Genomic DNA, 25,064 nt, shown 5'->3' with positions numbered 1-25,064 from the left:
GGCCACTGGTGAATGGCATGAACAGGACGGGTGGAACGTAGCCGGGGCGACGAGACCGCGAACAGACGCACCCCATGAACTTTGCCGCTCCATAGGAACTCCATGGACGGCCCATGGAAGCTCCATGGGCCGTCCGCGAAGTAAGAGGCAGATAAAGGGGACTGGGAGTCCGCTAGGGGAGTCCTCCGGCGGGGCCCTAGAAGTCCTCGTCCAGGTCGACCGTGCCTTCTACGGCGACCTGGTACGCCGACGGGCGGCGTTCGAAGAAGTTCGTCAGCTCCTGCACGCCCTGCAACTCCATGAAGGAGAAGGGGTTCTCGGAGCCGTAGACCGGGGCGAAGCCCAGCCGCTGGAGACGCTGGTCCGCGACGCACTCCAGGTACTGGCGCATCGAGTCGGTGTTCATGCCCGGCAGACCCTCACCGCACAGGTCACGCCCGAACTGCAGCTCCGCCTCGACGGCCTCCTTCAGCATGTCCGTGACCTGCTGCTGGAGTTGGTCGTCGAAGAGCTCCGGCTCCTCCTTGCGGACGGTGTCGACCACTTCGAAGGCGAAGCTCATGTGCATGGTCTCGTCGCGGAACACCCAGTTGGTGCCGGTGGCGAGGCCGTGCAGGAGGCCCCGGCTGCGGAACCAGTAGACGTACGCGAACGCGCCGTAGAAGAACAGCCCCTCGATGCACGCGGCGAAGCAGATCAGGTTGAGGAGGAAGCGGCGGCGGTCGGCCTGGGTCTGGAGGCTGTCGAGCTTCTCGACCTCGTTGATCCACTTGAAGCAGAACTCGGCCTTCTCGCGGATGGAGGGGATGTTCTCCACCGCGTCGAAGGCGGCCGCCCTGTCCGCCGGGTCGGGGAGGTAGGTGTCCAGGAGCGTCAAGTAGAACTGGACGTGCACGGCCTCCTCGAAGAGCTGACGGCTCAAGTACAGCCGTGCCTCGGGGGAGTTGATGTGCTTGTACAGCGTCAGCACGAGGTTGTTCGCCACGATCGAGTCGCCCGTCGCGAAGAACGCGACCAGCCGGCCGATCATGTGCTGCTCACCCGGCGTCAGCTTCGCGAGGTCGGCGACGTCCGAGTGGAGGTCGACCTCCTCGACGGTCCAGGTGTTCTTGATCGCGTCCCGGTAGCGCTCGTAGAAGTCCGGGTAGCGCATGGGGCGGAGGGTCAGCTCGAAGCCCGGGTCGAGGAGATTTTTGGCTTCGGTCGTCATTACTGGCAGGCCTCGCAGGACTCGGGGTTCTCAAGGGAGCAGGCGACCGCGTCTTCGTCGGGCGTCAACTGCTGTACAGGGACGGTGGGTTGGGCCTGTGCCGCGCGGGCGATCCTCGTCGCCGGGCGGGAGCGCAGGTAGTACGTCGTCTTCAGGCCCTGCTTCCAGGCGTACGCGTACATCGAGGAGAGCTTGCCGATCGTCGGCGTCTCCAGGAACAGGTTCAGGGACTGGGACTGGTCCAGGAACGGGGTGCGGGCGGCGGCCATGTCGATCAGGCCGCGCTGCGGGATCTCCCACGCCGTGCGGTAGAGGGCGCGCACGTCGGCAGGGATCCAACTGAAGCCCTGTACCGAGCCGTTGGCCTCGCGCAGTGCCTCGCGGGTGCGGGCGTCCCACACGCCGAGCCGCTTCAACTCGTCGACCAGGTAGGAGTTGACCTGGAGGAACTCGCCGGAGAGCGTCTCGCGCTTGAACAGGTTGGAGACCTGCGGCTCGATGCACTCGTACACGCCGGCGATCGAGGCGATGGTGGCGGTGGGGGCGATCGCCAGCAACAGGCTGTTGCGCATGCCGACTTGGGCGATACGTTCCCGCAGGGCCGCCCAGCGCTCCGGCCAGGTCAGCTCCACGTCGTAGTGGTCGGGGTGCAGGACACCACGGGCCGTACGGGTCTTCTCCCAGGCCGGGAGCGGGCCGTTGCGCTCGGCGAGGTCGGCGGAGGCCTCGTACGCGGCGAGCATGATGCGCTCGGCGATCCGGGTCGAAAGGGCCTGCGCCTGGGGGGAGTCGAAGGGGACGCGGAGTTTGAAGAAGACGTCCTGGAGGCCCATCGCGCCCAGGCCGACGGGGCGCCAGCGGGCGTTGGAACGGCCCGCCTGCTCGGTCGGGTAGAAGTTGATGTCCACGACGCGGTCGAGGAAGGTGACGGCGGTGCGGACGGTCTCGTCCAGGCGCTCCCAGGCGATGTCACCGTTCGCTTGGTCCACGAATGCGCCCAGGTTCACCGAACCCAGGTTGCAGACCGCCGTCTCGCCGTCGTCCGTGACCTCCAGGATCTCCGTGCAGAGATTGGAGGAGTGGACCGTGTGGCCCGGCTCGGCCGTCTGGTTGGCGGTGCGGTTGGCCGCGTCCTTGAAGGTCATCCAGCCGTTGCCGGTCTGCGCGAGGGTGCGCATCATCCGGCCGTAGAGGTCACGGGCCGGGATGGTCTTCTTGGCGAGACCCCGCGCCTCGGCCTTGCGGTACGCGGCGTCGAACTCGTCGCCCCACAGGTCGACCAGCTCGGGCACGTCGGCGGGGGAGAACAGCGACCAGTCGCCGTTCTCGTTCACCCGGCGCATGAACTCGTCCGGGATCCAGTGCGCCAGGTTCAGGTTGTGCGTACGGCGGGCGTCCTCACCCGTGTTGTCCCGCAGCTCCAGGAACTCCTCGATGTCGGAGTGCCAGGTCTCCAGGTACACCGCGGCCGCGCCCTTGCGCCGGCCGCCCTGGTTCACCGCGGCGACCGAGGCGTCCAGCGTCTTCAGGAACGGGACGATGCCGTTGGAGTGCCCGTTCGTCCCCCGGATCAGCGAACCGCGGCTGCGGATGCGGGAGTACGACAGTCCGATGCCGCCGGCGTGCTTCGAGAGGCGGGCGACCTGGTGGTAGCGGTCGTAGATGGAGTCCAGCTCGTCCAGCGGGGAGTCGAGGAGGTAGCAGGACGACATCTGGGGGTGCCGGGTGCCGGAGTTGAAGAGCGTGGGGGAGGACGGGAGGTAGTCCAGGCGGCTCATCAGGCGGTAGAGCGCGGCTACTTCGTCCAAGGCGCGGGTGCTGTCGTCCTCGGCGAGGCCGGCCCCGACCCGGAGCATGAAGTGCTGGGGGGTCTCGATGACCTTGCGGGTGATCGGGTGGCGGAGGAGGTAACGGCTGTAGAGGGTGCGCAGGCCGAAGTAGCCGAAGCGGTCGTCGGCCTCCGTGTCGATCAGCGCGTCCAGGCGGGCCGCGTGCAGCGTCGCGAACTCGGCGGTGCGGTCCGCGATGAGGCCCTCGCGGTGGCCCACGGCGACGGACTCGGTGAACGTGGTGACGCCCTGGGAGGCGGCCTCGGCGGCGATGCTGATCGTCAGCAGCCGGGCGGCCAGCCGGGAGTAGACCGGGTCCTCGGAGATGAGGCCTGCGGCCGCCTCCGTCGCCAGCTCGCGCAGTTCCGCCACGTCCGCGTGCGCGGACCGGCCGCGCAACGTGGCGGCGGCGACCCGGCCGGGGTCGGCGTCGGGGAGGTCGGCGGTCAGCTCGGTCAGGGTCCGCAGGATCGCGGTACCGGGGCCGTCGGCGTCCTGAACGGCCGTTCCGGGAACGTCGGTTCCGGGTCCGGTCGTGGTCGCTGCGGTCGCCTCGTTCGCCTGGGTCGCTGATGCCGGCTCTGCTGGCGCGATGGTCACGGTGGGGCTCTCCCTCGCTCGGCACGGGGCCTCGCCGAGGGCAGGCGGCAGTACACGAGCGCACGGGGCGTCGCGTCCACCGGCCCACTCCACGAGGCCCGGACGTCATGCGCCCTGGCCGGGTGGCCGGACGCGCGCCGTCGGCAGGTCCTCGGACTGACCATGCGTGCATATGCACGTAAGTACACCGTTGCGGGACAGTTCCGGATTCGCACCGGATTCCCCTGCGGCGACAGCGAGCATGAGCATACATCTTGTGCCGGGCTGTCGTGGCAACCCCAGATGTTGTGTCGCGGCGGTTTCAGAGCGTCAGTTGATAGGTGAGCAGAGTGAGATCGTCCAGGTGTGGCACGGGGTTCCAGTCGCGGTCGGGGGTGCGGACGAAACCGAGGCGTTCGTAGATGCGGTGGGCCGCGTGCATGGAGCGTTGGGTCGACAGGACGAGCGCTGTGCAGCCTGCGGTGGCCCGGGCGCGGTCGACGCAGGCGCGGACGAGGGCTTCGCCGGCGCCCCGGCCGCGGGCGGCGCGGTCGATGGCGAGCGCGCGGATCTCGGCCTCGCCGGGGCGCGCTATGTCGGCGACGGGGCCGGGCCCCGAAACAAAGGTGACGCCGCCGAGGAGGCGGTCGCCCTCGACGGCGACCAGCACCTCGGCGTCGGCGGCCCGTCGCGCGACGTCCTTCAGCACGGGCAGGTACTCGTCACCCTCGCCGTAGTCGAGGAGGCCGTCGTCGAGGTAGGCGCGGGCGGTCAGGGTGCCGAGGGGTTCGTATTCGGTGGGCTCTGCTCGCCGGATGAGGATGTCCATGGAGGCGAGTGTGTACTACGGCGGACCGCCGAAGCTCGTGCCTTTCGGTGGTCCGCTGCGGGTTCCTCGCGGCCGGTCGCGCCCACGCGGCGGAGTCGAATTCTTCGGGGCGGGCTTTTCTGACGGTTGCGGACAGCGTGTCCACTATTTGAGAAGCGACGGATGGTCGTTTGTTAAAGGCTGGTGAAGCCCTTGTGTGAGGTGTCACGGGTGGCGTCACTGTGCGTGGTGGTAGATGGCCGACGGAAGTGCCTTTGGCTTAAACATGCCACTGCCAGGTAACCGCTTGTCGTTCAATCGGATGTTTCCATTCCGAGTCGGGCGAGAAGGGGGGTTGATGTGTTCGGCGGGGCATACGTAGCATCTTTCGCACGGCTGGAAACGAGTGCGGAATGATTGCGGGAACAGGTGATCGCACCCTTTTCGGCGGGCCGTCTGCTGCTCCATCCCGATGGTGTCCGACTCGGACTGGAAGAGAGCAAGAAATGGCACTCAAGTTTCCTGAGGATCACGAGCCCAGGTATTCCGACTTCAACCTGTTAGGGCTCTCCGACGAAACTATTCGAGAAGGAGGAGAAAGGGCTCTTTTCGGAGCCGACGACGACCGCAAGCTGGCGCTCATCGAGGGGCTGGCGAACGCGGGAATCAGGGACATCGACATGGGCTCCGGGCTGACCGAGCCGGCCTTCCTGCGGCGCGTGCTCGACTCGCAGCTCCTCCTGCACCGCATACCCGCGGACACGCAGTTCGTGTTCAACCTGACGCTCAAGACCTGGGAACCGCTCTCCGAGGCGCTCAAGGTCGTACCCCGCGACTATCTGGCGCGGATCCAGGTCAGCCTCGGCATGATCGAGTACCAGCAGGAGAACAAGCTCCTGGAGCGCGCCCACGAGAAACTCGTCGGGATCGGGGTCGGCTCCTTCCGGGCCAGCATCCTCAACGCCTTCTCGGCCGAGATCGACGACGAGCGCTACGAGTTCATCAACGAACAGATCGGCCGCGCCAAGCAGCTCGGTATCGAACTCATCCGGATCAACGACTCGATCGGCACACTGCTGCCGCACGCCACCGCCGTGCTCGCGGCGAACCTGGTGCGCGACAACCCCGGCACCAACTTCTACCTGCACGCCCACGACGACATCGGTCTGGGCCTGGCCAACTCGCTGACCTCGGTCTTCCACGGCTTCACCATGGTCGAGGGCGGTGTGGGCGGCTTCGGCAACCGGGCGGGTCTGGCGAACGTGGAGGTGCTCAGCCACATCTTCGCCGAGCGCGGGATCACCGTGGGCGGCCGGACCCTGGACGCGAAGAAGCTCTCCCGCGTCGCCTCGCTGGCGGAGGAGACCTTCATGGCCCTCCCCAACGTCTACCGGCCCATCAGCGGTCTGCTCACCGAGACCGAGAACGCCGGAATCGTGAACGTGCCGGACTACCTCGGCGTCAGCCGCGAGGTCGAGTACTTCCTCAACCCGATCGGCATCTTCCCCACGACCATCGGGCAGATCCTCGCGAACGTGGGGCTCCCGGAGGAATACACGGCCGACGAACTGTTCGTCGGTGCCGTGGCCGAACGCCTCAAGAGCCGCCTGGAGAACGAGATATATCCGGCCAAGCGGGCCGAATTCGAGAGCCTGCTGCGGAAGGTGCACGAGTTCTACGCGGACTTCGTCCGGATCGAGGACGTCCAGAAGACCGCGATCCAGGTCCTCCAGGACCCGTCCGTCGTACCCGTCGAAAACGCAGGACGGGCGAAGGCAGCTGAGACGGTGTCGAGCTGATCCATGGAACTGAATACCATCCTGAACGCGATTGTGCCGCTGTTCGCGATTGTCGGAATCGGATATGGGGCCAGCGCGTTCAGGGTGTTCCAGGGGAACACCGCACAAGCAGTCAACGACTTCGTCTTCTATATCGCGCTGCCCGCGCTGCTTTTTCTGGCTGTCGCCAGGGCGGACATCTCGGCGGGTGTGCCCTGGCAGTTCATTGCCGTCGCCGTCGTGTCGATCGTTATTTCCTATGCGCTCGGCATGGCTGGGGCCCGCCTTTTCTTCCGTCGGGACAACGAGGTCAGCCTGACCATGGGCCTGATGTCGGGCTACGGAAACGTCGCCTATATGGGTGTCCCGTTGTTACTGGCCGCGCTGGGTCCGAAAGCAGTTCTGCCCGCGGCCATCGGGCAGTTGATCCACAACATGTTCAACATGGTCTGCTATCCGGCGGCGCAGACCCTGCTGGTCGCCCGCGCCGGCACGACCGGCCCCGGCGCGATGCACCGGACGGAGAGCCGGGTCGTGCTGCGCCGGGAAATCGCCCGGAAGGTGCTGCTCAACCCGGTGGCACTCTCGGTCGCCGCGGGCCTCGTGTTCGCGGTCCTCGGCATCGGGCTCGCCAAACCGGTGTACACCACCATCAACATGCTGGGCGGCGCCGCGGCGCCCGGCGCGCTCTTCGCCGTCGGGCTCACCCTGCGCAAGGCGGTGGCCGGCATGCGGGACGGCAGCGTCGCCGCGCCCGAAGTCGGCCTGACCGTGGGCATCAAGCTGCTCCTCATGCCCGCGGTCGCCTACGTCCTGGTGTCCACGGTGTTCCGTATGCCGGACACCTGGGCGGCGGCGTCCGTCATCCTCGCCGGACTGCCGAACGCGGCCACCGCCTATGTGCTGGCCCAGCAGGCCCGTACGTACGTACAACAGGCGGCGGCCGGTGTCGTGGTGTCCACCGTCGGCGCGGTCGCGACCCTGTCCGTGCTCATACCGTTGGTGAAGCCATGACCGGGCGCGACGAGCCCACCGCGGAACTGGCGGCGGAGGTGCCCGGACCAGGGGCCCAGGCCCCGCCCCGGAGCGGCGGCCGCCGGGCGGTCATGACACTGCCGCTGCTCGGACCGGCGTTCGTGGCCGCGGTCGCGTACGTCGATCCGGGCAACGTGGCGACGAACGTCGCCGCCGGCGCCCGGTACGGCTATCTGCTGGTCTGGGTCGTGGTGACGGCCAACCTCGTCGCGATGCTGGTCCAGTACCTGTCGGCGAAGGTCACCATCGTCAGCGGGTCGACCCTGCCCGAGCTGTGCCGCAGGCACTTCCGCCGCCCGGCCGCGCTCGGGCTGTGGGCCCAGGCGGAACTGGTCGCCGTGGCCACCGACCTCGCCGAACTGATCGGTGGGGCCGTGGCGTTGAACCTGCTGTTCGGGATGCCCGTCCTCGCCGGAGGCGTCCTGACCGGAGTGGTCTCCTGGCTCGTCCTCGCGGTGCAGAACCGCCGTGGCGCCCAGCATTTCGAGGCCGCCGTCGGCGGAATGCTCGCCGTGGTACTCGCCGGGTTCTGCTACAACGCGCTGACGGCGGGTCTGGACCCCGGGGAACTGCTGGCGAACGTGGCGCCACGGCTCGAAGGAACGGAGAGTCTGCTGCTCGCGGTGGGCATCCTGGGTGCCACCGTCATGCCGCACGCCATCTACCTGCACGGCGCCCTGGTCCGCGACCGGCACGGCAGTACGGTCGGCGAGCCCGACCGGCAGCGCAGACTACTGACGGCCACCCGGCTGGACATCGGCGCGGCGATGGGGCTCGCCGGCGTGGTCAACCTGGCCATGCTGACCTCGGCTGCCGTGGTCCTGCTGCCCGCGGAGGCCGACAGCATCCAGAGCGCCCACGACGGCTTCGCCAGGGCGCTGGGCACCTCGGGCGCTCTGCTCTTCGCCCTCGCCCTGCTGGCCTCCGGGTTCGCGTCCTCAGCGGTGGGCACCTACGCGGGAGCGGTCATCTTCGAGGGCTTCCTCGGGCGCGAGACCTCGGTGCTGATACGGCGGGCCGTCACGCTGCTGCCCGCCCTCGCGGTCCTCGCCTCCGGCGTCGAGCCCGGGCGTGCCCTCGTGCTGTCGCAGGTGGTGCTCAGCTTCGGAATTCCCTTCGCGCTGTGGCCACTTGTGTACTTCACGGGGCGCAGGGAACTGATGGGGAGTCTGGTCAACAGGAGGGTGACCACCGTCGCGGCCTGTGCGGCGGCGGCGTTCATCAGCGTGCTGAACGCGGTCCTCCTCGTCCTGACATTCGTTTGATCCCGTTGGTCCGTCTTCGTCCCGCACACGAAGGGCAGGTTCCTTGCAGACAACCGAATCCGACGGCGTACGCGAACCACGCGACACCACGACAGGCGGCCGTAGCGCCTGGAACTGGCTGTTGTGGATCCCGATCGTCGTCCCGCTGCTGACCTTCTTCTTCAACTCCGACGAGCCGAGGGTGTTCGGCTTTCCGTTCTTCTACTGGTTCCAGCTCGTCTGCGCCTTCCTCAGCATGGTCGTGATCGCGGTGGTCCACCAACGCACCAGGAGGGACCGTTGAGAGACCATCTCACCGAGATCATCGTCTTCTCCGTGCTCTTCCTGCTCGTCAGCGGCATGGGGTTCGCCGCGGCCCGATGGCGCCGCGCCGAACAGTCGGCGAACCTCGACGAATGGGGCCTGGGCGGCCGCGGTTTCGGCACCTGGATCACCTGGTTCCTGATCGGCGGCGACCTCTACACCGCCTACACCTTCGTCGCGATCCCGGCGTTGATGTACGGCGCCGGCGCGATGGGCTTCTTCGCGATGCCGTACACGGTGGTGGTCTATCCGCTGGTCTTCGTCGTGGTCCTGCGACTGTGGTCGGTGTCGCACAAGCACGGGCTGGTCACTCCCGCGGACTTCGTCCGGGTCCGGCACGGCTCCCGTACGCTCGCGCTGCTGGTCGCCGTCACCGGCATCGTCGCGACCATGCCGTACATCGCCCTGCAACTCGTGGGTATCGAGGCGGTGTTGCGCACCATGGGGATCACCGGCCACTGGCCGGTCTTCGTCGCCTTCGCGATCCTGGCCGCGTACACCTACCACGCGGGGCTGCGGGCGCCCGCGCTGATCGCCTTCGTCAAGGACATCCTGATCTACGTCGTGATCATCGCCGCGGTGATCTTCATTCCGCCGAAGATCGGCGGCTGGGACCACATCTTCGCCTCGGCCGACGCCAAGTTCGCCGCCACGCCCGCGACCGGCGACGGCACACTGCTCAACGGGAGCAACCAGCTCCAGTACGTCACGCTGGCGCTCGGCTCCGCGATGGCGCTCTTCCTCTATCCGCACATGGTGACCGGGCTCCTCGCCTCCCGGAGCCGTGACACGATCAAGAAGAACATGGCCGCGCTGCCCGTCTACAGCGTGCTCCTCGGTCTGATCGCGCTGCTCGGATACATGGCGATCGCCGCCGGAATCACCCCGCTCAGCGGCGAGAACGGGAAGCCGAACGCCAACACCGTCGTCCCGCAGCTGTTCGAAGCCGAGTTCCCCGCCTGGTTCGCGGGGGTCGCCCACGCGGCGGTCGGCATCGGGGCGCTCGTTCCCGCGGCGATCATGTCCATCGGCGCGGCCAACCTCTTCACCCGCAACATCTACCGTGAGTACGTCAACCCCGACGCGAGCCCCGAGACCGAGGCGAAGGTCTCCAAGCTGGTCTCGCTGCTGGTGAAGGTCGGCGCGGTCCTCGTCATCGTCATGCTGGACCCGCAGTTCTCCGTCGACCTCCAGCTCATCGGCGGTGTGCTCATCCTCCAGACGCTGCCGGCCGTGGGCCTCGGGCTGTACACGCGGTGGTTCCACCGCCACGGTCTGATCGCGGGCCTGGTCGCCGGGCTCGTCACCGGGGTCCTCCTGCTCTACAACATCTCCAACCCCGCCACCGGAAAGGAGCACTTCGCCGGATCGGCCTTCCCCCTGTCCGACTTCGGCCTCTCCACCGACGTCACCATGTACGCCGGTCTGATCGCGGTGGTGGCCAACCTCGCCGTGGCCGGGCTCGTCACGCTGGTCAGCAGGGCGGCGGGGGCCACCGAGGGCACGGACCTCACCCGCGCACAGGACTATGTCTCCGACGTGGACCACGGCACGGCCGACGACGGCAGGGGCGTCCGGCCCGGCGCCGGTGTCTCCGCCGGGGGACCGGCCGCGGTCGCCGGCGCCGGAGGCGACAACTGAGGAGTTCGCGTCCGTGAGAAACCTGGTCCGGCGAGCGCTGCGACGACTGCGATGGATATGCCTGTTCTACATCGCCGTCGGCTGCCTCGGCGTCGTGCTGCACTACGCCGACGGCCGGGACCCGCTGTGGCCGTTCGTGGCATGCGCCACGATCGGCCTCGCGGTCCTGCCGCCGACGTTCAGCAACAGCGGAACCCGCTTCGGGGGTCGTCGTCGCGCGCTGCGGCCCGGCGACGCTCGAACTCCCGGCGACTGAGCGACCGGGCGTCCGGAGCGTGGCGTCGTACGTGCGCGGTGTAGTGCTCGTACGACGCCTCGCCGGTCAGTTCGCGTACGTACCAGCGGATTGCCCTTCCCGCCCGGCTAGCCGCCCTGAGCGGCGCCCACCGCATCTCGCCTCGCCTTCTCCGCCGCCTTCTCCTCGGTGGTCGGGATCAGCCCGGCCGGTGCCACGATCTTCGATTCGACGTACGGCGTCTCGCTCAGTGAGGAGAGCGCGGGACGGCGGACGTGTCGAACGCAGACGCGAAGGGCGTCGGCGATCACGACCACGACCAGCAACGCGAGAATGGCCGAAAGCACTCCGTCCACCGTGGAGTTGGTGACGACGGTGTGCATGTCGTCCATGTTCTTGGCGGGCGGCAGCACCTTGCCCGCGTCGATGGCGTCCTGGAACACGGACCGCTGCTTGAAGAAGCCGACCTTCGGGTCGCTGGAGAACACCTTCTGCCAGCTGGCGGTCAGGGTCACCGTCGCGTCCCAGACGAGCGGAATCCCGGTGGTCCAGGCCCACTTGAGGCGTCCGGACTTCACCAGGAGGGTGGTGCAGACGGCCAGGGCGACGGCGGCGAGGAGCTGGTTGGAGATGCCGAAGACCGGGAAGAGCTGGTTGATCCCGCCGAGGGGTTCATGGACGCCGACCCAGAGGAAGTAACCCCACAGCGCGCACACGATCGCGCTGGTCAGCGCCAGGCCAGGCTTCCAACTCACGTTCTTGAAGGGCCGGTAGACGTTCCCGAGCATGTCCTGGAGCATGAACCGGCCCACGCGGGTGCCGGCGTCCAGCGCGGTCAGGATGAACAGTGCCTCGAACATGATCGCGAAGTGGTACCAGAAGGCGCGCAGGCTCCCCCCGGTGACCTTGGAGAAGATCTCCGAGACACCGACCGCGAGGGTGGGCGCACCGCCGGTACGGGACAGCAGGCTGGCCTCGTCGACGTTCTTCGCGGCCTGCGCGAGGTCGGCGGGGGAGATGTGGTAACCCCAACTGGTCACCACCTGCGAGGCGTTCTGCACGGTGGTGCCGATCGCGCCGGACGGGGCGTTCATCGCGAAGTACAGACCGGGGTCGATGATGCTCGCGGCGACCAGTGCCATGACGGCGACGGACGACTCCATCAGCATGGCGCCGTAGCCGATCATGCGAACCTGGGTTTCCTTCTGGATCATCTTCGGCGTCGTACCGCTCGATATCAGCGAGTGGAAGCCGGACAGGGCCCCGCACGCGATCGTGATGAAGACGAACGGGAAGAGCGAGCCGGCGAAGACCGGGCCGTTGCCGTGCTTGGCGAAGTCGGTGACGGCGGGCATCTTCAGGGCGGGCAGGGCGACCACGACACCGATCGCCAGCAGGAAGATCGTGCCGATCTTCATGAAGGTGGAGAGGTAGTCGCGCGGGGCGAGCAGGGTCCACACCGGCAGGATCGAGGCGATGAAGCCGTACGCCACCAGCCAGACGACCAGGGTCGAGGGCGCGAGCGTGAAGGTGCCGGCCCAGGAGGACTCGGCGACCCAGCGGCCCGCGACCAGGGCGAGCAGCAGCAGGGCCACGCCGATCAGGGACACCTCGGAGACGCGGCCGGGGCGCAGGACCCGTAGATAGAAGCCCATCAGCAGGGCGATCGGGATGGTCATGCCGATGGAGAAGGTGCCCCAGGGAGAGGAGGCCAGCGCGTTCACGACGACCAGGGCCAGCACGCCGAGCAGGATGATCATGATGGCGAAGGTGGCGATCAGCGCCGCCGCACCGCCGAAGGGGCCGATCTCCTCGCGGGCCATCTGACCAAGGGACCTGCCGTCGCGCCGGGTCGCGAAGAACAGCGCCACCATGTCCTGGACCGCGCCCGCGAAAATGGCCCCCACGATGATCCAGATCGTGCCGGGCAGGTAGCCCATCTGCGCGGCCAGTACGGGGCCGACGAGCGGTCCGGCGCCGGCGATCGCGGCGAAGTGGTGGCCGAGCAGGACGCGGCGGTCGGTGGGGTGGTAGTCGATGCCGTTGTCGAGGCGTTCGGCCGGGGTGGCCCGGGTGCCGTCGACCTTCAGGACCTTGTACGCGATGAACTTCGCGTAGAAGCGGTAGGCGATGGCGTACGAGCCGAGCGCGGCGGCGACCATCCAGGCGGCCGACACGTTCTCGCCCCGCGCCAGCGCGAGCACGGACCAGCCCGCGGCGCCCACCAGCGCCACGAGCGTCCAGATCAGGATGGTTCGTGTGCTGGTGGTACGCATCCGAGTCGTCCTCCCACTCGTACGGCGACGGGAGGAACTTGGAGCTCTCTCCCGCGAGACCGCGGGAGACTCTCCCCTGGATTGCTCCGGGGAGTTTGACAGGCCATGCCCGTCCCGCGACCACTCTCCCAGCGGCCGGAGCGGGTCAAGACCCGCTCGGTGGCGCCGACTTGGTTGTCATCGGCGAGCCGAGCGTAGCAGCTACGCGCCTGACGGGCGCCCGGCGTGCGGCAGTTGGGGGCGCCCTTACTCCGTAGGCCGCTTGAGCCTCGCCACGAACTTGTACCGGTCCCCCCGGTACACCGACCGCACCCACTCCACCGGCTTGCCCTCCTTGTCGATGGAGTGGCGGGAGAGCATCAGCATCGGGAGGCCCACGTCGGTGCTGAGGAGGCCGGCCTCGCGCGGGGTGGCCAGCGAGGTCTCGATGGTCTCCTCGGCCTCGGCGAGATGGACGTCGTAGACCTCGGCCAACGCGGTGTACAGGGACGTGTACTTGACGAGTGACCTGCGCAGGGCGGGGAAGCGCTTCGCGCTGAGGTGGGTCGTCTCGATGGCCATCGGCTCGGCGTTGGCCATGCGCAGCCGCTCGATGCGCAGGACCCGGCCGCCGGCGGTGATGTCGAGCAGGTCGGCGAGGGTGTCGTCGGCGGTGATGTAGCCGATGTCCAGGAGCTGCGAGGTCGGTTCGAGGCCCTGGGCGCGCATGTCCTCGGTGTACGAGGTGAGTTGGAGGGCCTGGGAGACCTTCGGCTTGGCGACGAACGTGCCCTTGCCCTGGATGCGCTCCAGGCGGCCCTCGACGACGAGTTCCTGAAGTGCCTGGCGCACGGTGGTGCGCGAGGTGTCGAACTCCGCGGCCAGGGTGCGCTCGGGCGGGACAGGGGTGCCGGGCGGCAGCGTCTCCGTCATGTCGAGGAGGTGCTTCTTCAGGCGGTAGTACTTCGGCACACGCGCGGTGCGGACGGTGGCCCCACCCTCGTTCTCCGCACTGCTGACGTCGGTGCTCATGCTCCGCCTTCCCGGCTCCGGACAAGGGTCACTTGGTGATCCCCTCTGTATACCGTCGCCGTCTCTTTTGGTCTAGTCCACAGCGCCAAGTGGTCTAGCGGAAGACAGTACTCCGGCACCGTTGTTTTCGCTGCCTTCTTACTTAAAGGTTCCTGCATATGTAGGTCGCATAACGGCTGGTCAGGGGTGTTTCGGGGGCTCTTGACAGGCCCTGTGGTCTGGTCCAAGCTCCCGGTACTGGTCTACACCATTGGTTCAGGTCCCGGCTCTTGGGCGGGAGGTGTGGCAGGCATCCCTGAGGAGGGTGGCGTGAAGCGCAAGCTGATAGCCGCGATCGGTATCGCGGGCATGATGGTCTCCATCGCGGCGTGCGGGGGCAACGACGACAAGAGCTCTTCGAACAGCGGCGCCGACGCCAAGGAGCTGACCGTCTGGCTCACCGTCGACGCGCAGAACAACTGGCCCCAGCTGGTGAAGGCGGCCGACGCGGCCGTGCAGAAGGCGCACCCGGGCGTCAAGATCAAGCACGAGTACTACGGCTGGCCGGACAAGAACACCAAGCTCGACGCGGTTCTCGCCACCGACAAGGCCCCTGACGTGGTCGAGATGGGCAACACCGAGATGCTGGGCTACATGGTCAAGGGCGCCTTCGCACCCGTCGACGCTTCCAAGTTCACCAACTCCTCCGCCTGGCTCGACGGCCTCAAGGCCTCGGTGACCTACGACGGCAAGACCTACGGCGTCCCCTACTACGCCGGTGGCCGCGTCGCCAACTGGCGCAAGGACATCGCCGCTTCGGTCGGCGTCAAGGCCCCGCCGACGACGTACACCGAGCTGACCGCCGACCTGGACAAGATCCAGAAGAAGGAAGGCAGCAAGTTCAGCGCCTGGTACCAGCCCACCCGTGACTGGTACGCGGCCATGTCCTTCGTCTACGACGCCGGCGGCGCCATCGCCACCCAGTCCGGCAGTGAGTGGAAGGCCAGCCTCTCCTCGCCCGAGTCCGTCAAGGGACTCACCGAGTGGAAGTCGGTCATCGACAAGTACATGCACGGCGACAAGACCAAGGACGAGTCCGACCGTTACATCGTCTACGGCCAGGGCAAGGCGTCCATGATCTTCGCCGCCGCGTGGGAGGGCGCGACCGCCGCCGACCCGAAGAACGACAAGACCGGCGGCAAGCTGAAGACCGACCTCGTCAACTTCGTGATGCCCGGCCCGTCCGGCAAGAACATGCCCGTGTTCCTGGGCGGTTCGGACCTCGCCGTCCCGGTGAAGTCCAAGGCGCAGGCGCTCGCCGCCGAGTGGATCAACGCCTTCACCGGTCCGTCCGGCCAGAAGGGCCTGATGGCCAAGGGCAACCTGCCGAACAACAAGACCGACCTCGCGACGCTGAAGAGCGACCCCGCGACGGCGGTCCCGGCCACCGCGGCCGAGTCCAACTGGTTCGTCCCGATGGCACCGGGCTGGGGCCAGGTCGAGAAGGCCCAGGTCCTTCAGACCATGCTGCAGAACATCGGCACCGGCAAGAAGTCGGTGGCGGACGCCGCGAAGGAAGCGGACGCCGCGATCGACAAGGTCATCAACACCAAGTGACCCAGGGCCCTGCCGTCGAACTCCCGCCTGCCCGGCGACGCCTGGCACGCACTCCCCCACTGCCCAAAAGGCGCGGGGGGACCCCCAGCTGCGTTGCCGAACCGCCCACGTGGCTCCGCCACGAGGACGCTCCGGCGCCTTGCGATCGCACGCACCAGACGCCGCCGGGCCCGCCCTTCGGGCGGACGACGGGAGTTCGACGGCAGGACCCAGCGCGGGGCCCTGTTGGACACCTGGGTGTTCTCGGGGCAGGGCCCCGCCACTCCTGCGAAGCACGGCCGTACGACCTGAGGGACCGCTGAGGAGCGCGCGATGAGTGCCGACACGACCACCCCTGCCAAGGTGCCGCCGCCGCGGCAGGCGCCCCCACCGCGCGTCTCCGGCGCACCCCGCGGACGGGGGACGTCGAGAGGGGCCGGGGTCCCCTGGCTGCTGCTCGCGCCCTGTCTGCTCATCCTCGCCCTGGTCATGGGCTATCCGCTGGTCCGCCTGGTCACGCTGTCCTTCCAGTCCTTCGGCCAGTCCCAGCTGTGGGGCTTCAAGCCCGCCGAGTGGATCGGCTTCGACAACTTCTCCGGCATCCTCGGCGACGGCGAGTTCTGGGGCGTCGTCGTCCGCACGATCGTCTTCGCGGCGGGCTCGGTCATCTTCACGATGGTCGCCGGCATGGCCCTCGCCCTGCTCCAGCAGAAGGTCTCCGGCTGGATGAAGACCCTCATCAACATTGTCCTGGTGGCCAGTTGGGGCATGCCGGTCATCGTCGCGACCACCGTCTTCAAGTGGCTCTTCGACTCGGACTACGGCGTCTTCAACGCGCTGCTCAGCAAGTTGCCGGGCGTCGACATGATCGGCCACAACTGGTTCGCCAGCGGACCGCAGGGCCTCCTCGTCATCATGCTGCTGGTGGTGTGGGGCGCGGTGCCCTTCGTGGTCATCACGCTCAGCGCCGGACTCACCCAGGTTCCCCAGGAGTTGGAGGAGGCGGCCCGTCTCGACGGCGCCGGCGCGTGGGGTGTCTTCCGGTACGTCACCCTGCCCATCCTCAAGCCGATCATCGTGATGCTCACGACCCTGTCGGTGATCTGGGACATGGGCGTCTTCCCCCAGGTGTTCGTGATGCGCGGCGGCCACCCCGAGGCCGACTTCCAACTGCTCAGCACCTATTCGTACGACCGTGCCTTCGTCGTCAACGACTACGGACAGGGTTCCGCGATAGCCCTGGTCACCGTGGTGCTGCTGCTCGGGGTCGTCGCCGTCTACATGCGTCAGATGCTTCAGATCGGAGAGGTCGAATGAGCGCGCTCACGACCGATGCGCCCAAGACATCGGGCGGTGGCCGCCGGAAGTCGAAGCTGGGCTGGAACCTCGTGGGCCTGCTCGTCTTCGTCGTCGTCGGCTTCCCCCTCTACTGGATGCTCGACACGGCGTTCAAACCGGCCAAGGACGCCATCGACCCGGACCCGAGCCTGCTGCCCACCGGCATCACGCTCGACAACTTCCGCCGGGCGCTGGACATCGCCGACTTCTGGGGCCCGGTCGGCCGCAGCCTCATCGTGTCCCTGTCGGTGGTCGTGATCGGCGTCGTCGTCGGCCTGCTGGCCGCGCTCGCGATCTCCCGCTTCGCCTTCCGCGGCCGCAAGATCGTGATCGTCGGCATCCTCGCGGTCCAGATGGTCCCGCTGGTCTCGATGATCATCCCGGTCTTCCTGCTCCTGAACGACCTCGACCAGTACGACAAGCTCTCGGGCCTGGTCATCACGTACCTGACCTTCATCCTCCCGTTCACGGTGTGGACCCTGCGCGGCTTCATCGTCAACATCCCGAAGGAGCTGGAGGAGGCGGCCATGGTCGACGGCTGCTCCCGCACCGGCGCCTTCATCCGTGTGGTTTTCCCGCTCCTCGCCCCCGGCATGGTCGCCACCTCGGTCTACGGCTTCATCCAGGCCTGGAACGAGTACCTGTACGCCCTGATGCTGCTCAGCCAGGAGCACCAGACGGCGACCGTCTGGCTCGGCAACTTCACCACCAAGCACGGCACCGAGTACGCCCCGATGATGGCCGGCGCCACGATGATGGCCGTGCCGATCGTCGTCCTGTTCCTCATCGTCCAGCGCAAGATGGCCGCGGGGCTGACCGCTGGCGCTGTGAAGGGATAACGCCACCGATGACGACACTCGCCAGCGGTACCACAGCGTCTGATTCTGAAAAAGATGGCCTGACGCGCGACGCCCTCACCGTCCTGCAACCGGGCTTCCCGGGCACCACGGCCCCCGACTGGCTGCTGCGGCGCCTCGGTGAAGGCCTCGCCTCGGTGGGCCTGTTCGGCCGCAACATCGCCTCGCCCGATCAACTCTCCTCGCTGACCGCCCAGTTGCGGTCCGAACGGGACGACGTGCTGGTCGCGATCGACGAGGAGGGCGGAGACGTCACCCGCCTGGAGGCCCGCACCGGCTCCTCCTTCCCGGGCAACCACGCGCTGGGCGCGGTGGACGACGTGGAACTCACAACGGCGGTGGCGCACGAACTGGGCCGCAGGCTCGCGGCCTGCGGCGTGAACCTGAACTGGGCCCCCTCCGCGGACGTCAACTCCAACCCCTCCAACCCGGTCATCGGCGTCCGGTCCTTCGGCGCCGACCCGGAGCTGGTGGCCCGGCACACGGCGGCCTACGTCACCGGCCTCCAGTCGGCGGGCGTCGCCGCCTGCACCAAGCACTTCCCGGGCCACGGCGACACGGCGGTCGACTCCCACCACGCGCTGCCGCGCATCGACGCCGGGTCGACGGTACTGGAGCAGCGTGAACTGCTCCCGTTCCGCGCGGCCATCGCCGCCGGCAGCCGCGCGGTGATGAGCGCCCACATCCTGGTCCCCACCCTGGACCCGGACCGCCCGGCCACGCTCTCCCTCCGCATCCTGACCGACCTCCTCCGAGGCCAACTCGCCTACGACGGCCTCATCGTCACCGACGGCATGGAGATGCAGGCCATCGCCGCCACCTACGGCATCGAACGCGGCAGCGTCCTGGCGATCGCCGCCGGCGCCGACGCGATCTGCGTGGGCGGAGGCCTCGCGGACGACGAGACGGTACGGCGGCTGCGCGACGCGCTGGTGGGGGCGGTGCGGTCGGGGGAGCTGCCGGAGGAACGCCTGGCCGAAGCGGCGGAACGGGTGCGGGGGTTGGCTCAGTGGACGGCTTCCGGTGCCGCCGCTGCTTCGGAACCGGAGGCCGACGCGCAGACGGGCTCCGCCTCGGCAGGAAGCGTGACGCGCGTCGACATCGGTCTCGTCGCCGCCCGCCGCGCCCTCACGGTCACCGGCGCCGAGGACTTCACCCCGCTCACCGAAGCGCCGTACATCGCTCTCCTCACCCCGGTCGCCAACATCGCCGTGGGCGACGAGACCCCCTGGGGCGTGGCTGCCGAACTCGAACGGCTCCTGCCCGGCACGGAGGCGGCCGGCTTCGCCGGGGACGACGCGGGGAGTGTGATGCTGAAGGCGGCCGGGACCCGGCGCATCGTGGCCGTGGTCCGGGACGAACACCGGCACCCCTGGATGACGTCCGCCCTCGACACCCTGCTGGCCGCCCGGCCGGACACCGTCGTGGTCGAGATGGGCGTCCCGCAGGCACCGCCCCGAGGTGCCCTGCACATCGCGACTCACGGCGCGGCCCGTGTCTGTGGCCACGCGGCGGCGGAGGTCATCGCGGGCGCGTGACGTGAGCCGGGGGGAGCGTCCCCGACCAGGGGAACACCTCCGAATACACCGGTGCCGGGCCCTCCACGAGCGGGCCCGGCACCGGCACGTACTGATGTGAGACCGCGTCAGATCCCTTGCCAGTCCGGCTTGTTGACGAACGTGTGCCGGAAGTAGTCCGCGAGCTTCAGCTTGGACGCGGCACCCTCGTCGACCACGACCGTCGCATGCCGGTGCAACTGGAGCGCCGACGCCGGGCACACCGCGGCGACCGGTCCCTCCACGGTCGCGGCGACCGCGTCCGCCTTCCCCTCGCCGGTCGCGAGCAGCACCAGGTGCCGGGCCTCCAGGATCGTGCCGATGCCCTGCGTGATGACGTGGTGCGGGACCTGCTCGATGTCGCCGTCGAAGAACCGCGCGTTGTCCACCCGCGTCTGCTCGGTCAGCGTCTTGATCCGGGTCCGCGAGGCCAGCGACGAGCACGGCTCGTTGAACCCGATGTGCCCGTCGGTCCCGATGCCCAGCACCTGGAGATCGACCCCGCCGGCCTCGCCCAGCGCCCGGTCGTACGCCTCGCACGCCGCCTGCACGTCCTCGGCGGTCCCGTCCGGCCCGAAGAAGGCGTCCATCCCGATGCCGAGCGGCTCCAGCACCTCGCGCCGCAGGACCGAGCGGTACGACTCCGGGTGCTCGGCGGGCAGCCCCACGTACTCGTCGAGCTGGGCGATCCGGGCCCGCGAGGTGTCCACGGCCCCCGCGCGGACCTTGGCGGCGAGGGCTTCGTAGATAGGCAGCGGCGTCGACCCGGTGGCCACGCCGAGAAGAGCGTCCGGCTTGCGCCGGAGCAGCTGTGCCATGGCCTCGGCGATGAGTTCGCCGCCCGACTTGGCGTCCGGAACGATGACAACTTCCACGCTGGCCTGCCGTTCTGCAGAGGGGCTTCGAGGAGCCCGGAGGAGCTGTGTGGTTTAGACCAATCCGCGCACCAATCTAACAGAGGAGGCTCCTGCCTCCCAGAGTTCGCCGCCTGTCCGAGAACCGGTAACCGCCCCACAGAGGCGCACCTCCCGCGGACAGGGTGAAATGGACACCGCACCACTGCCCCGACCGACCTCCGGAGGACCCCGCATGACCGCCACGACCCCGGCCGTCCCCCAGAACGAACTCCCCGGCCGGATCATGGCCCGCGAGATGGCCGAGCAGCCCGCGGTCCTGCGCCGCATCCTGGACGAGGGCGCCCCGCGCATCCGCCAGGTCGCCCAGGAGGTCGCCGCCCGCAAGCCCCGCTTCGTGCTGCTCACCGCCCGCGGCACCTCCGACAATGCGGCCCTCTACGCCAAGTACCTCCTGGAGATCCGCCTCGGCCTGCCCTGCGGACTCACCTCGATGTCGACGACCACGGCCTACGGCGCCCGCCCCGACCTGACCGACGTCCTCGTCGTCACCGTCAGCCAGTCCGGCGGCTCCCCGGACCTGGTGGCCTCGACCCGGGCCGCCCGCGAGGCCGGCGCGATCACGGTCGCGGTGACCAACAACCCGGACTCACCGCTGGCCGCCGTATCCGAGTACCACGTCGACATCATGGCGGGCCCGGAGAAGGCGCTCCCCGCGACCAAGACGTACACGGCCTCGCTCCTCGCGCTCTACCTCTTCGTCGAGGGCCTGCGTGGCGGCGACGGCGCGGCGGCCAAGGCACTGCCCGACCTCGCCGACCAGCTGCTCGCCCGCCAGGACGAGGTCCGCTCCCTCGCCGCCCGCTACCGCTTCGCCGAGCGCATGGTGATCACCTCGCGCGGCTACGGCTACCCCACCGCCAAGGAAGCCGCCCTCAAGCTGATGGAGACCAGCTACATCCCCGCGCTCGCCTACTCCGGAGCCGACCTCCTGCACGGCCCCCTCGCCATGGTCGACAACGTCTCCCCGGTCATCGCGGTCGTGACGGCGGGCAAGGGCGGCACCGCCCTCCAGCCCGTGCTGGACCGCCTGCGCGGCCGGGGCGCCGACCTGGTCGTCATCGGCCCGGCCGGCCAGGTCGAGCAGGCCTCGGCCGGTTTCGTCCTGCCCGTCGAGGGCGTCCCCGAGGAACTCCAGCCGATCCTGGAGATCCTCCCGCTCCAGCTCCTCGCCTACGAGGTCACCATCGCCCGCGGCCAGGACCCGGACGCGCCCCGCGCCCTGGCCAAGGTGACGGAGACCCGCTGAGCCCGAGTCCGTGTTGCGGCCACGGAAATTCCCATGACCAATCAGTCCCGCACAGGACCCGACACGGTTAGGCTCTTCAACGTCCTTCAAAGCATGGACACCGCATGTGGTCTAGTCCACAATGTGTTACTGGCGTAAGCCTCCGTCCTCCCCGCACAGGAGGACGGACCGAGGAACCGAGGCTCTCTGCCCTGACTGCCCCGGCTCCTCATCCATCGGCCGATCGGGACCGCACACCCCGTGGCCGTTGCTGCTCCGGGCTGCGGTGCCGAGAGGGCTGAGGGTCCCTCTCAGGCGCCGCGGCCCGCGGGTGTTTTTAGGACAGGTACAGACCGGCGGGTACGCTCGCAGACGTGCCCTCCATGAACGAACTCGTACGCCAGCACACAGCACTCGACGACTCCGACCTCGAATGGCTGCACCTGCTGGTCTCGGAGTGGCAGCTGCTCTCCGACCTATCCTTCGCCGACCTGGTCCTGTGGGTCCCCACGCGTGACGGCACCCGCTATGTCTCCGTCGCCCAGATGCGGCCGAACACGGGCCCCACCTCGTACCAGGACGACATGGTCGGCCACCTCGTCCCGCGCGGCCGCCGCCCCATGCTGGACGCGGCCCTGGACGAGGGCCGGATCGTCCGCGAGGGCGACCCCGAGTGGCGCGAAGAGGTCCCCGTCCGGGTCGAGTCGATTCCGGTACGACGGGACGGGCGCGTCCTGGGTGTCATCGCCCGCAACACCAATCTCCTCACCGTGCGCACCCCGAGCCGCCTCGAACTCACCTATCTGCAGAGCGCGTCGGACCTCGCGCAGATGATCGCGGCCGGTTCCTTCCCGTTCCCGAACCAGCAGGTCGACATGGACGCCTCGCCGCGCGTCGGCGACGGACTGATCCGGCTCGACGGCGACGGCATCGTGCAGTACGCCTCGCCCAACGCGCTGTCCGCGTACCACCGCATGGGCCTCGCCACCGACCTCGTCGGCCAGCCGCTGGGCGTGACCACCGCCGAACTCGCCCCGACCCGGGGCCCGGTGGACGAGGCGCTCGCCAAGGTCGCCAGTGGCTGGGCGCCGCGCGAGTTCGAGATCGAGGCACGCGACGGAGTCATCCAGTTCCGGGCGATCCCGCTCAAACCCAAGGGCACCCGCATCGGTTCACTGGTGCTGCTCCGGGACGTCACCGAACTGCGGCGCCGCGAGCGGGAGTTGATCACCAAGGACGCGACCATCCGGGAGATCCACCACCGGGTGAAGAACAATCTCCAGACGGTCGCCGCCCTGTTGCGCCTCCAGGCCCGCCGCATCGACTCCGAGAGCGGCCGGGAGGCGCTGGAGGAGGCCGTACGCCGGGTCGGCTCGATCGCGATCGTGCACGAGACGCTGTCCCAGAACCTGGACGAGCGCGTGGAGTTCGACGAGATCGCCGACCGGGTGCTCGCGATGGTCGCCGAGATCTCCCCGGGCAAGGTCACCGGCCGGCGCAGCGGACGCTTCGGAATACTGGACGCCGAGGTCGCGACCCCGCTCTCCATGGTCCTCACCGAGATCCTTCAGAACGCCCTCGAACACGGCTTCCGCGAGGGCGAGACGGGCACGGTCGAGGTCTCCGCGGTCCGCGGCGGCACCTCGAAGGAGGCCCGCCTCCTGGTCACCGTGCAGGACGACGGCGTGGGCCTCCCCGAAGGATTCGACCCGCACCGCTCCGGCAACCTGGGCCTGCAGATCGTACGGACGCTGGTGGAGGGCGAGTTGGGCGGCACGTTCGACATGGTGCCGGGGCCGGAGCGGGGGACCCGGGTGATCCTGGACGTGCCGGTGCAGGCGCACAAGTGACGTACGGGGAAAGGGTGTACGGGGACAGCAAAGAGCCCCGGATCATCAACTGATCCGGGGCTGCTCGCTCGTTGCTATGCGCATCGGGGGTACTGCGCGCTGCGGCTCGGGGGCGGGAGATGCGCACTCGCTGTACGCGCCGCCAAGCTCAGGCTGTTAGCAGGGTGGGCGTCAGGCGGAGGCCTGACGGGCACGGTTGCGAGCGGCGCGGCGCTTCATGGCGCGGCGCTCGTCCTCGCTGAGACCACCCCAGACGCCGGAGTCCTGGCCGGACTCAAGCGCCCACTGCAGACACTGGTCCATAACGGGACAGCGACGGCAGACGGCCTTGGCTTCCTCGATCTGCAGCAGCGCAGGACCGGTGTTGCCGATGGGGAAGAAGAGCTCGGGGTCTTCCTCGCGGCAAACGGCGTTGTGACGCCAGTCCATGGCTGCTACCTCTCCTTGGTATTACGTGCGGGTTGCTTGTGAATGTGAACGCTTTCACGAATCCCTCAACAAGTGAAGGGCCGAAAGCCAGGTTCACTGGCGGGGTCCTGTGGATTGAAGAGGGGTTCCGGTGATCCGTGGAGGCCGGTGTTGCGGGCCGTCTCGATCGCCACGTAGAGACTCGCAAACCTCAGCGGCGGATACAACCCCTTCCGGAAAGTTTTTTTTGATTCCTCGGTGTCGACTAGGTCACAGCCGTACTTCCATGGGGTGGACCCTGGTCTAAACGTTCGAGTGAAAGGACTTCAGCCCTTTCTGCTCACACAATCACACGCAGTGCACGGCGTACGCCTGTGAACGTCACGCTCGTACGCAGTCCGAGGTGGTCGCCGTCCATCTGGAGGGGCAGGGGGACCTTCGAATGCAAGGTGAACTCACTCAGGTCGTGCAGAGCCGCAGCGTGCTTGCCATGGGGCCCGCGTTCGGGGGACGAAGTGAGCAACTGCGTGCCATACCGGGCAACCGCGGCGCTGGACAGGCGGCTGAGACCGAGTACGTCGAGGCCTTTATCGAACGACGCCTTAGGTGACGTGTACATCGGGCGATTGCCGAGATACGTCCAGGGCGAGGTGTTCGAGACTATGGCCACCACCAGATCGCTGACCGGGTCCGCGCCGGGCTGCTCCAGCGTGATCGTCCCGTGTCGGCGGTGCTGCTCGCCGAGGAACTGCCGGACCACCTGACGCACGTACAGCGCATGCGTCGATTTCTTGCCCTGCTCCCGCTGCTGCTCGACCCGCCCGACCACCCCGGCGTCGAACCCGAGCCCGGCGTTGAAGGTGAACCAGCGCGACGGCACCGCCTCGTCCTCCGTGCCGGGCGTCCCGGAGGTCAGCCCCAGGCCGACCGTGCGCTCGCTGCCCCTGCGCAGGGCGTCCAGGATGGCGCCAGTCGCTTCCACGGCGTCGTTGGGCAGGCCCAGGGCGCGGGCGAAGACGTTCGTGGAGCCGCCGGGGACCACCGCGAAACCGGGCAGGCGCTCCGGATCGGGGCCCGTGTGCAGCAGGCCGTTGACGACCTCGTTGACCGTGCCGTCGCCGCCGAGGGCCACGACCAGGTCGACGTTCCCGCTCTCCGCGGCCTGCCGGCCGAGGTCGCGCGCGTGGCCTCTGTACTCCGTGGTGACCGCTTCCAGCTTCATCTCGCTCGCGAGCGCGTGGAGCAGGACGTCGCGCGTACGTGCGCTTGTGGTGGTTGCCGCCGGATTGACCACGAGAAGTGCACGCATGAGTTGCAGCGTACCTACTGGGGGGTACTCGTCCCATACCGAGGTAGGGGTTGGGTAAG

The 25,064-nt window shown here is 68.5% G+C and carries 21 protein-coding genes and 1 riboswitch; of the genes, 12 read left to right on the top strand and 9 right to left on the bottom strand.

The genetic code is table 11. The features are described 5' to 3' along the window. Positions 1-196: 196 nt before the first annotated feature. The 3 genes from AC31A1_RS05315 to AC31A1_RS05305 form a co-directional block, all read right to left on the bottom strand. On the bottom strand, positions 197-1,210 hold the full coding sequence (locus AC31A1_RS05315) for a ribonucleotide-diphosphate reductase subunit beta (RefSeq protein ID WP_489652079.1): 1,014 nt from the start codon (positions 1,208-1,210) through the stop codon (positions 197-199). After that, the gene (locus tag AC31A1_RS05310) at positions 1,210-3,639 is read right to left on the bottom strand and encodes a ribonucleoside-diphosphate reductase subunit alpha (protein WP_489652078.1); all 2,430 of its coding nucleotides are present in this window, start codon (positions 3,637-3,639) and stop codon (positions 1,210-1,212) included. Before AC31A1_RS05310 ends, AC31A1_RS05315 begins: the two co-directional genes overlap by 1 nt. 125 nt (positions 3,640-3,764) lie before the next feature. Beyond that, positions 3,765-3,888: riboswitch (cobalamin riboswitch) on the bottom strand. 52 nt (positions 3,889-3,940) lie between these two features. Further along, complete coding sequence (locus tag AC31A1_RS05305) at positions 3,941-4,447, bottom strand: GNAT family N-acetyltransferase (RefSeq protein ID WP_489652077.1); 507 nt, start codon at positions 4,445-4,447, stop codon at positions 3,941-3,943. Positions 4,448-4,932: 485 nt separating this feature from the next. Here AC31A1_RS05305 and AC31A1_RS05300 point away from each other — a divergent pair, with 485 nt between their 5' ends. Genes AC31A1_RS05300 through AC31A1_RS05275 form a run of 6 tightly spaced genes read left to right on the top strand, consistent with a single transcriptional unit; the run spans position 4,933 to position 10,704 of the window. Continuing rightward, on the top strand, positions 4,933-6,225 hold the full coding sequence (locus tag AC31A1_RS05300) for a beta/alpha barrel domain-containing protein (protein ID WP_489652076.1): 1,293 nt from the start codon (positions 4,933-4,935) through the stop codon (positions 6,223-6,225). 3 nt (positions 6,226-6,228) lie between these two features. Then, on the top strand, positions 6,229-7,218 hold the full coding sequence (locus AC31A1_RS05295) for an AEC family transporter (protein ID WP_489652075.1): 990 nt from the start codon (positions 6,229-6,231) through the stop codon (positions 7,216-7,218). After that, positions 7,215-8,504, top strand: coding sequence for an Nramp family divalent metal transporter (locus AC31A1_RS05290; RefSeq protein WP_489652074.1), 1,290 nt, complete (start codon positions 7,215-7,217; stop codon positions 8,502-8,504). Before AC31A1_RS05295 ends, AC31A1_RS05290 begins: the two co-directional genes overlap by 4 nt. A 43-nt stretch (positions 8,505-8,547) precedes the next feature. After that, positions 8,548-8,787 (top strand): DUF3311 domain-containing protein, encoded by a 240-nt coding sequence (locus AC31A1_RS05285; protein WP_489652073.1) that lies wholly within the window; start codon positions 8,548-8,550, stop codon positions 8,785-8,787. Beyond that, on the top strand, positions 8,784-10,448 hold the full coding sequence (gene mctP, locus AC31A1_RS05280) for a monocarboxylate uptake permease MctP (RefSeq protein WP_489652072.1): 1,665 nt from the start codon (positions 8,784-8,786) through the stop codon (positions 10,446-10,448). The genes AC31A1_RS05285 and mctP overlap by 4 nt, the downstream gene beginning before the upstream one ends. 13 nt (positions 10,449-10,461) lie before the next feature. Beyond that, positions 10,462-10,704, top strand: coding sequence for a hypothetical protein (locus AC31A1_RS05275; RefSeq protein ID WP_489652090.1), 243 nt, complete (start codon positions 10,462-10,464; stop codon positions 10,702-10,704). On the opposite strand, the gene AC31A1_RS05270 is transcribed toward AC31A1_RS05275, so the two are convergent. The 3 genes from AC31A1_RS05270 to AC31A1_RS05260 all read right to left on the bottom strand — a co-directional run bounded on the left by AC31A1_RS05270 (position 10,628) and on the right by AC31A1_RS05260 (position 13,970). Beyond that, complete coding sequence (locus AC31A1_RS05270; RefSeq protein WP_489652071.1) at positions 10,628-10,840, bottom strand: CstA-like transporter-associated (seleno)protein; 213 nt, start codon at positions 10,838-10,840, stop codon at positions 10,628-10,630. The genes AC31A1_RS05275 and AC31A1_RS05270 overlap by 77 nt on opposite strands. Continuing rightward, the gene (locus AC31A1_RS05265; RefSeq protein WP_489652070.1) at positions 10,812-12,959 is read right to left on the bottom strand and encodes a carbon starvation CstA family protein; all 2,148 of its coding nucleotides are present in this window, start codon (positions 12,957-12,959) and stop codon (positions 10,812-10,814) included. Before AC31A1_RS05265 ends, AC31A1_RS05270 begins: the two co-directional genes overlap by 29 nt. Positions 12,960-13,205: 246 nt before the next feature. Continuing rightward, positions 13,206-13,970: a GntR family transcriptional regulator gene (locus AC31A1_RS05260; RefSeq protein ID WP_489652069.1), complete on the bottom strand. Its 765-nt coding sequence runs from the start codon at positions 13,968-13,970 to the stop codon at positions 13,206-13,208. Positions 13,971-14,279: 309 nt separating this feature from the next. Here AC31A1_RS05260 and AC31A1_RS05255 point away from each other — a divergent pair, with 309 nt between their 5' ends. The 4 genes from AC31A1_RS05255 (at position 14,280) to AC31A1_RS05240 (ending at position 19,278) form a co-directional block, all read left to right on the top strand. Then, positions 14,280-15,566 carry an extracellular solute-binding protein gene (locus tag AC31A1_RS05255; RefSeq protein ID WP_489652068.1) on the top strand — a complete coding sequence of 429 codons (1,287 nt, stop codon included), beginning with the start codon at positions 14,280-14,282 and terminating at the stop codon, positions 15,564-15,566. Positions 15,567-15,878: 312 nt separating this feature from the next. Beyond that, a complete protein-coding gene (locus tag AC31A1_RS05250; RefSeq protein ID WP_489652067.1) occupies positions 15,879-16,862 on the top strand; it encodes a carbohydrate ABC transporter permease in 984 nt (327 codons plus the stop codon). Then, positions 16,859-17,722 (top strand): carbohydrate ABC transporter permease, encoded by an 864-nt coding sequence (locus tag AC31A1_RS05245; RefSeq protein WP_393763223.1) that lies wholly within the window; start codon positions 16,859-16,861, stop codon positions 17,720-17,722. Before AC31A1_RS05250 ends, AC31A1_RS05245 begins: the two co-directional genes overlap by 4 nt. A gap of 8 nt (positions 17,723-17,730) precedes the next feature. After that, positions 17,731-19,278 (top strand): glycoside hydrolase family 3 protein, encoded by a 1,548-nt coding sequence (locus AC31A1_RS05240; protein WP_489652066.1) that lies wholly within the window; start codon positions 17,731-17,733, stop codon positions 19,276-19,278. Between the two features lie 107 nt (positions 19,279-19,385). Here AC31A1_RS05240 and nagB read toward each other — a convergent pair whose 3' ends face one another. Next, positions 19,386-20,171 (bottom strand): glucosamine-6-phosphate deaminase, encoded by a 786-nt coding sequence (nagB, locus tag AC31A1_RS05235; protein ID WP_393763219.1) that lies wholly within the window; start codon positions 20,169-20,171, stop codon positions 19,386-19,388. Positions 20,172-20,385: 214 nt separating this feature from the next. Here nagB and AC31A1_RS05230 point away from each other — a divergent pair, with 214 nt between their 5' ends. After that, positions 20,386-21,459 (top strand): SIS domain-containing protein, encoded by a 1,074-nt coding sequence (locus AC31A1_RS05230; protein WP_489652065.1) that lies wholly within the window; start codon positions 20,386-20,388, stop codon positions 21,457-21,459. A gap of 362 nt (positions 21,460-21,821) precedes the next feature. Then, entirely contained in the window at positions 21,822-23,288 is a 1,467-nt protein-coding gene (locus tag AC31A1_RS05225; RefSeq protein ID WP_489652089.1) for a sensor histidine kinase, read from the top strand. A gap of 171 nt (positions 23,289-23,459) precedes the next feature. Here AC31A1_RS05225 and AC31A1_RS05220 read toward each other — a convergent pair whose 3' ends face one another. Continuing rightward, entirely contained in the window at positions 23,460-23,717 is a 258-nt protein-coding gene (locus AC31A1_RS05220) for a WhiB family transcriptional regulator (protein ID WP_006142322.1), read from the bottom strand. Between the two features lie 319 nt (positions 23,718-24,036). Beyond that, entirely contained in the window at positions 24,037-25,005 is a 969-nt protein-coding gene (locus tag AC31A1_RS05215) for a diacylglycerol/lipid kinase family protein (RefSeq protein ID WP_489652064.1), read from the bottom strand. Positions 25,006-25,064: the final 59 nt, after the last annotated feature.

The sequence above is a fragment of the Streptomyces sp. P5F9 genome (assembly GCF_057961495.1).
The sequence above is the reverse complement of the archived record's forward strand: the minus strand, read 5'-3'. Positions and strand labels throughout refer to the sequence as shown.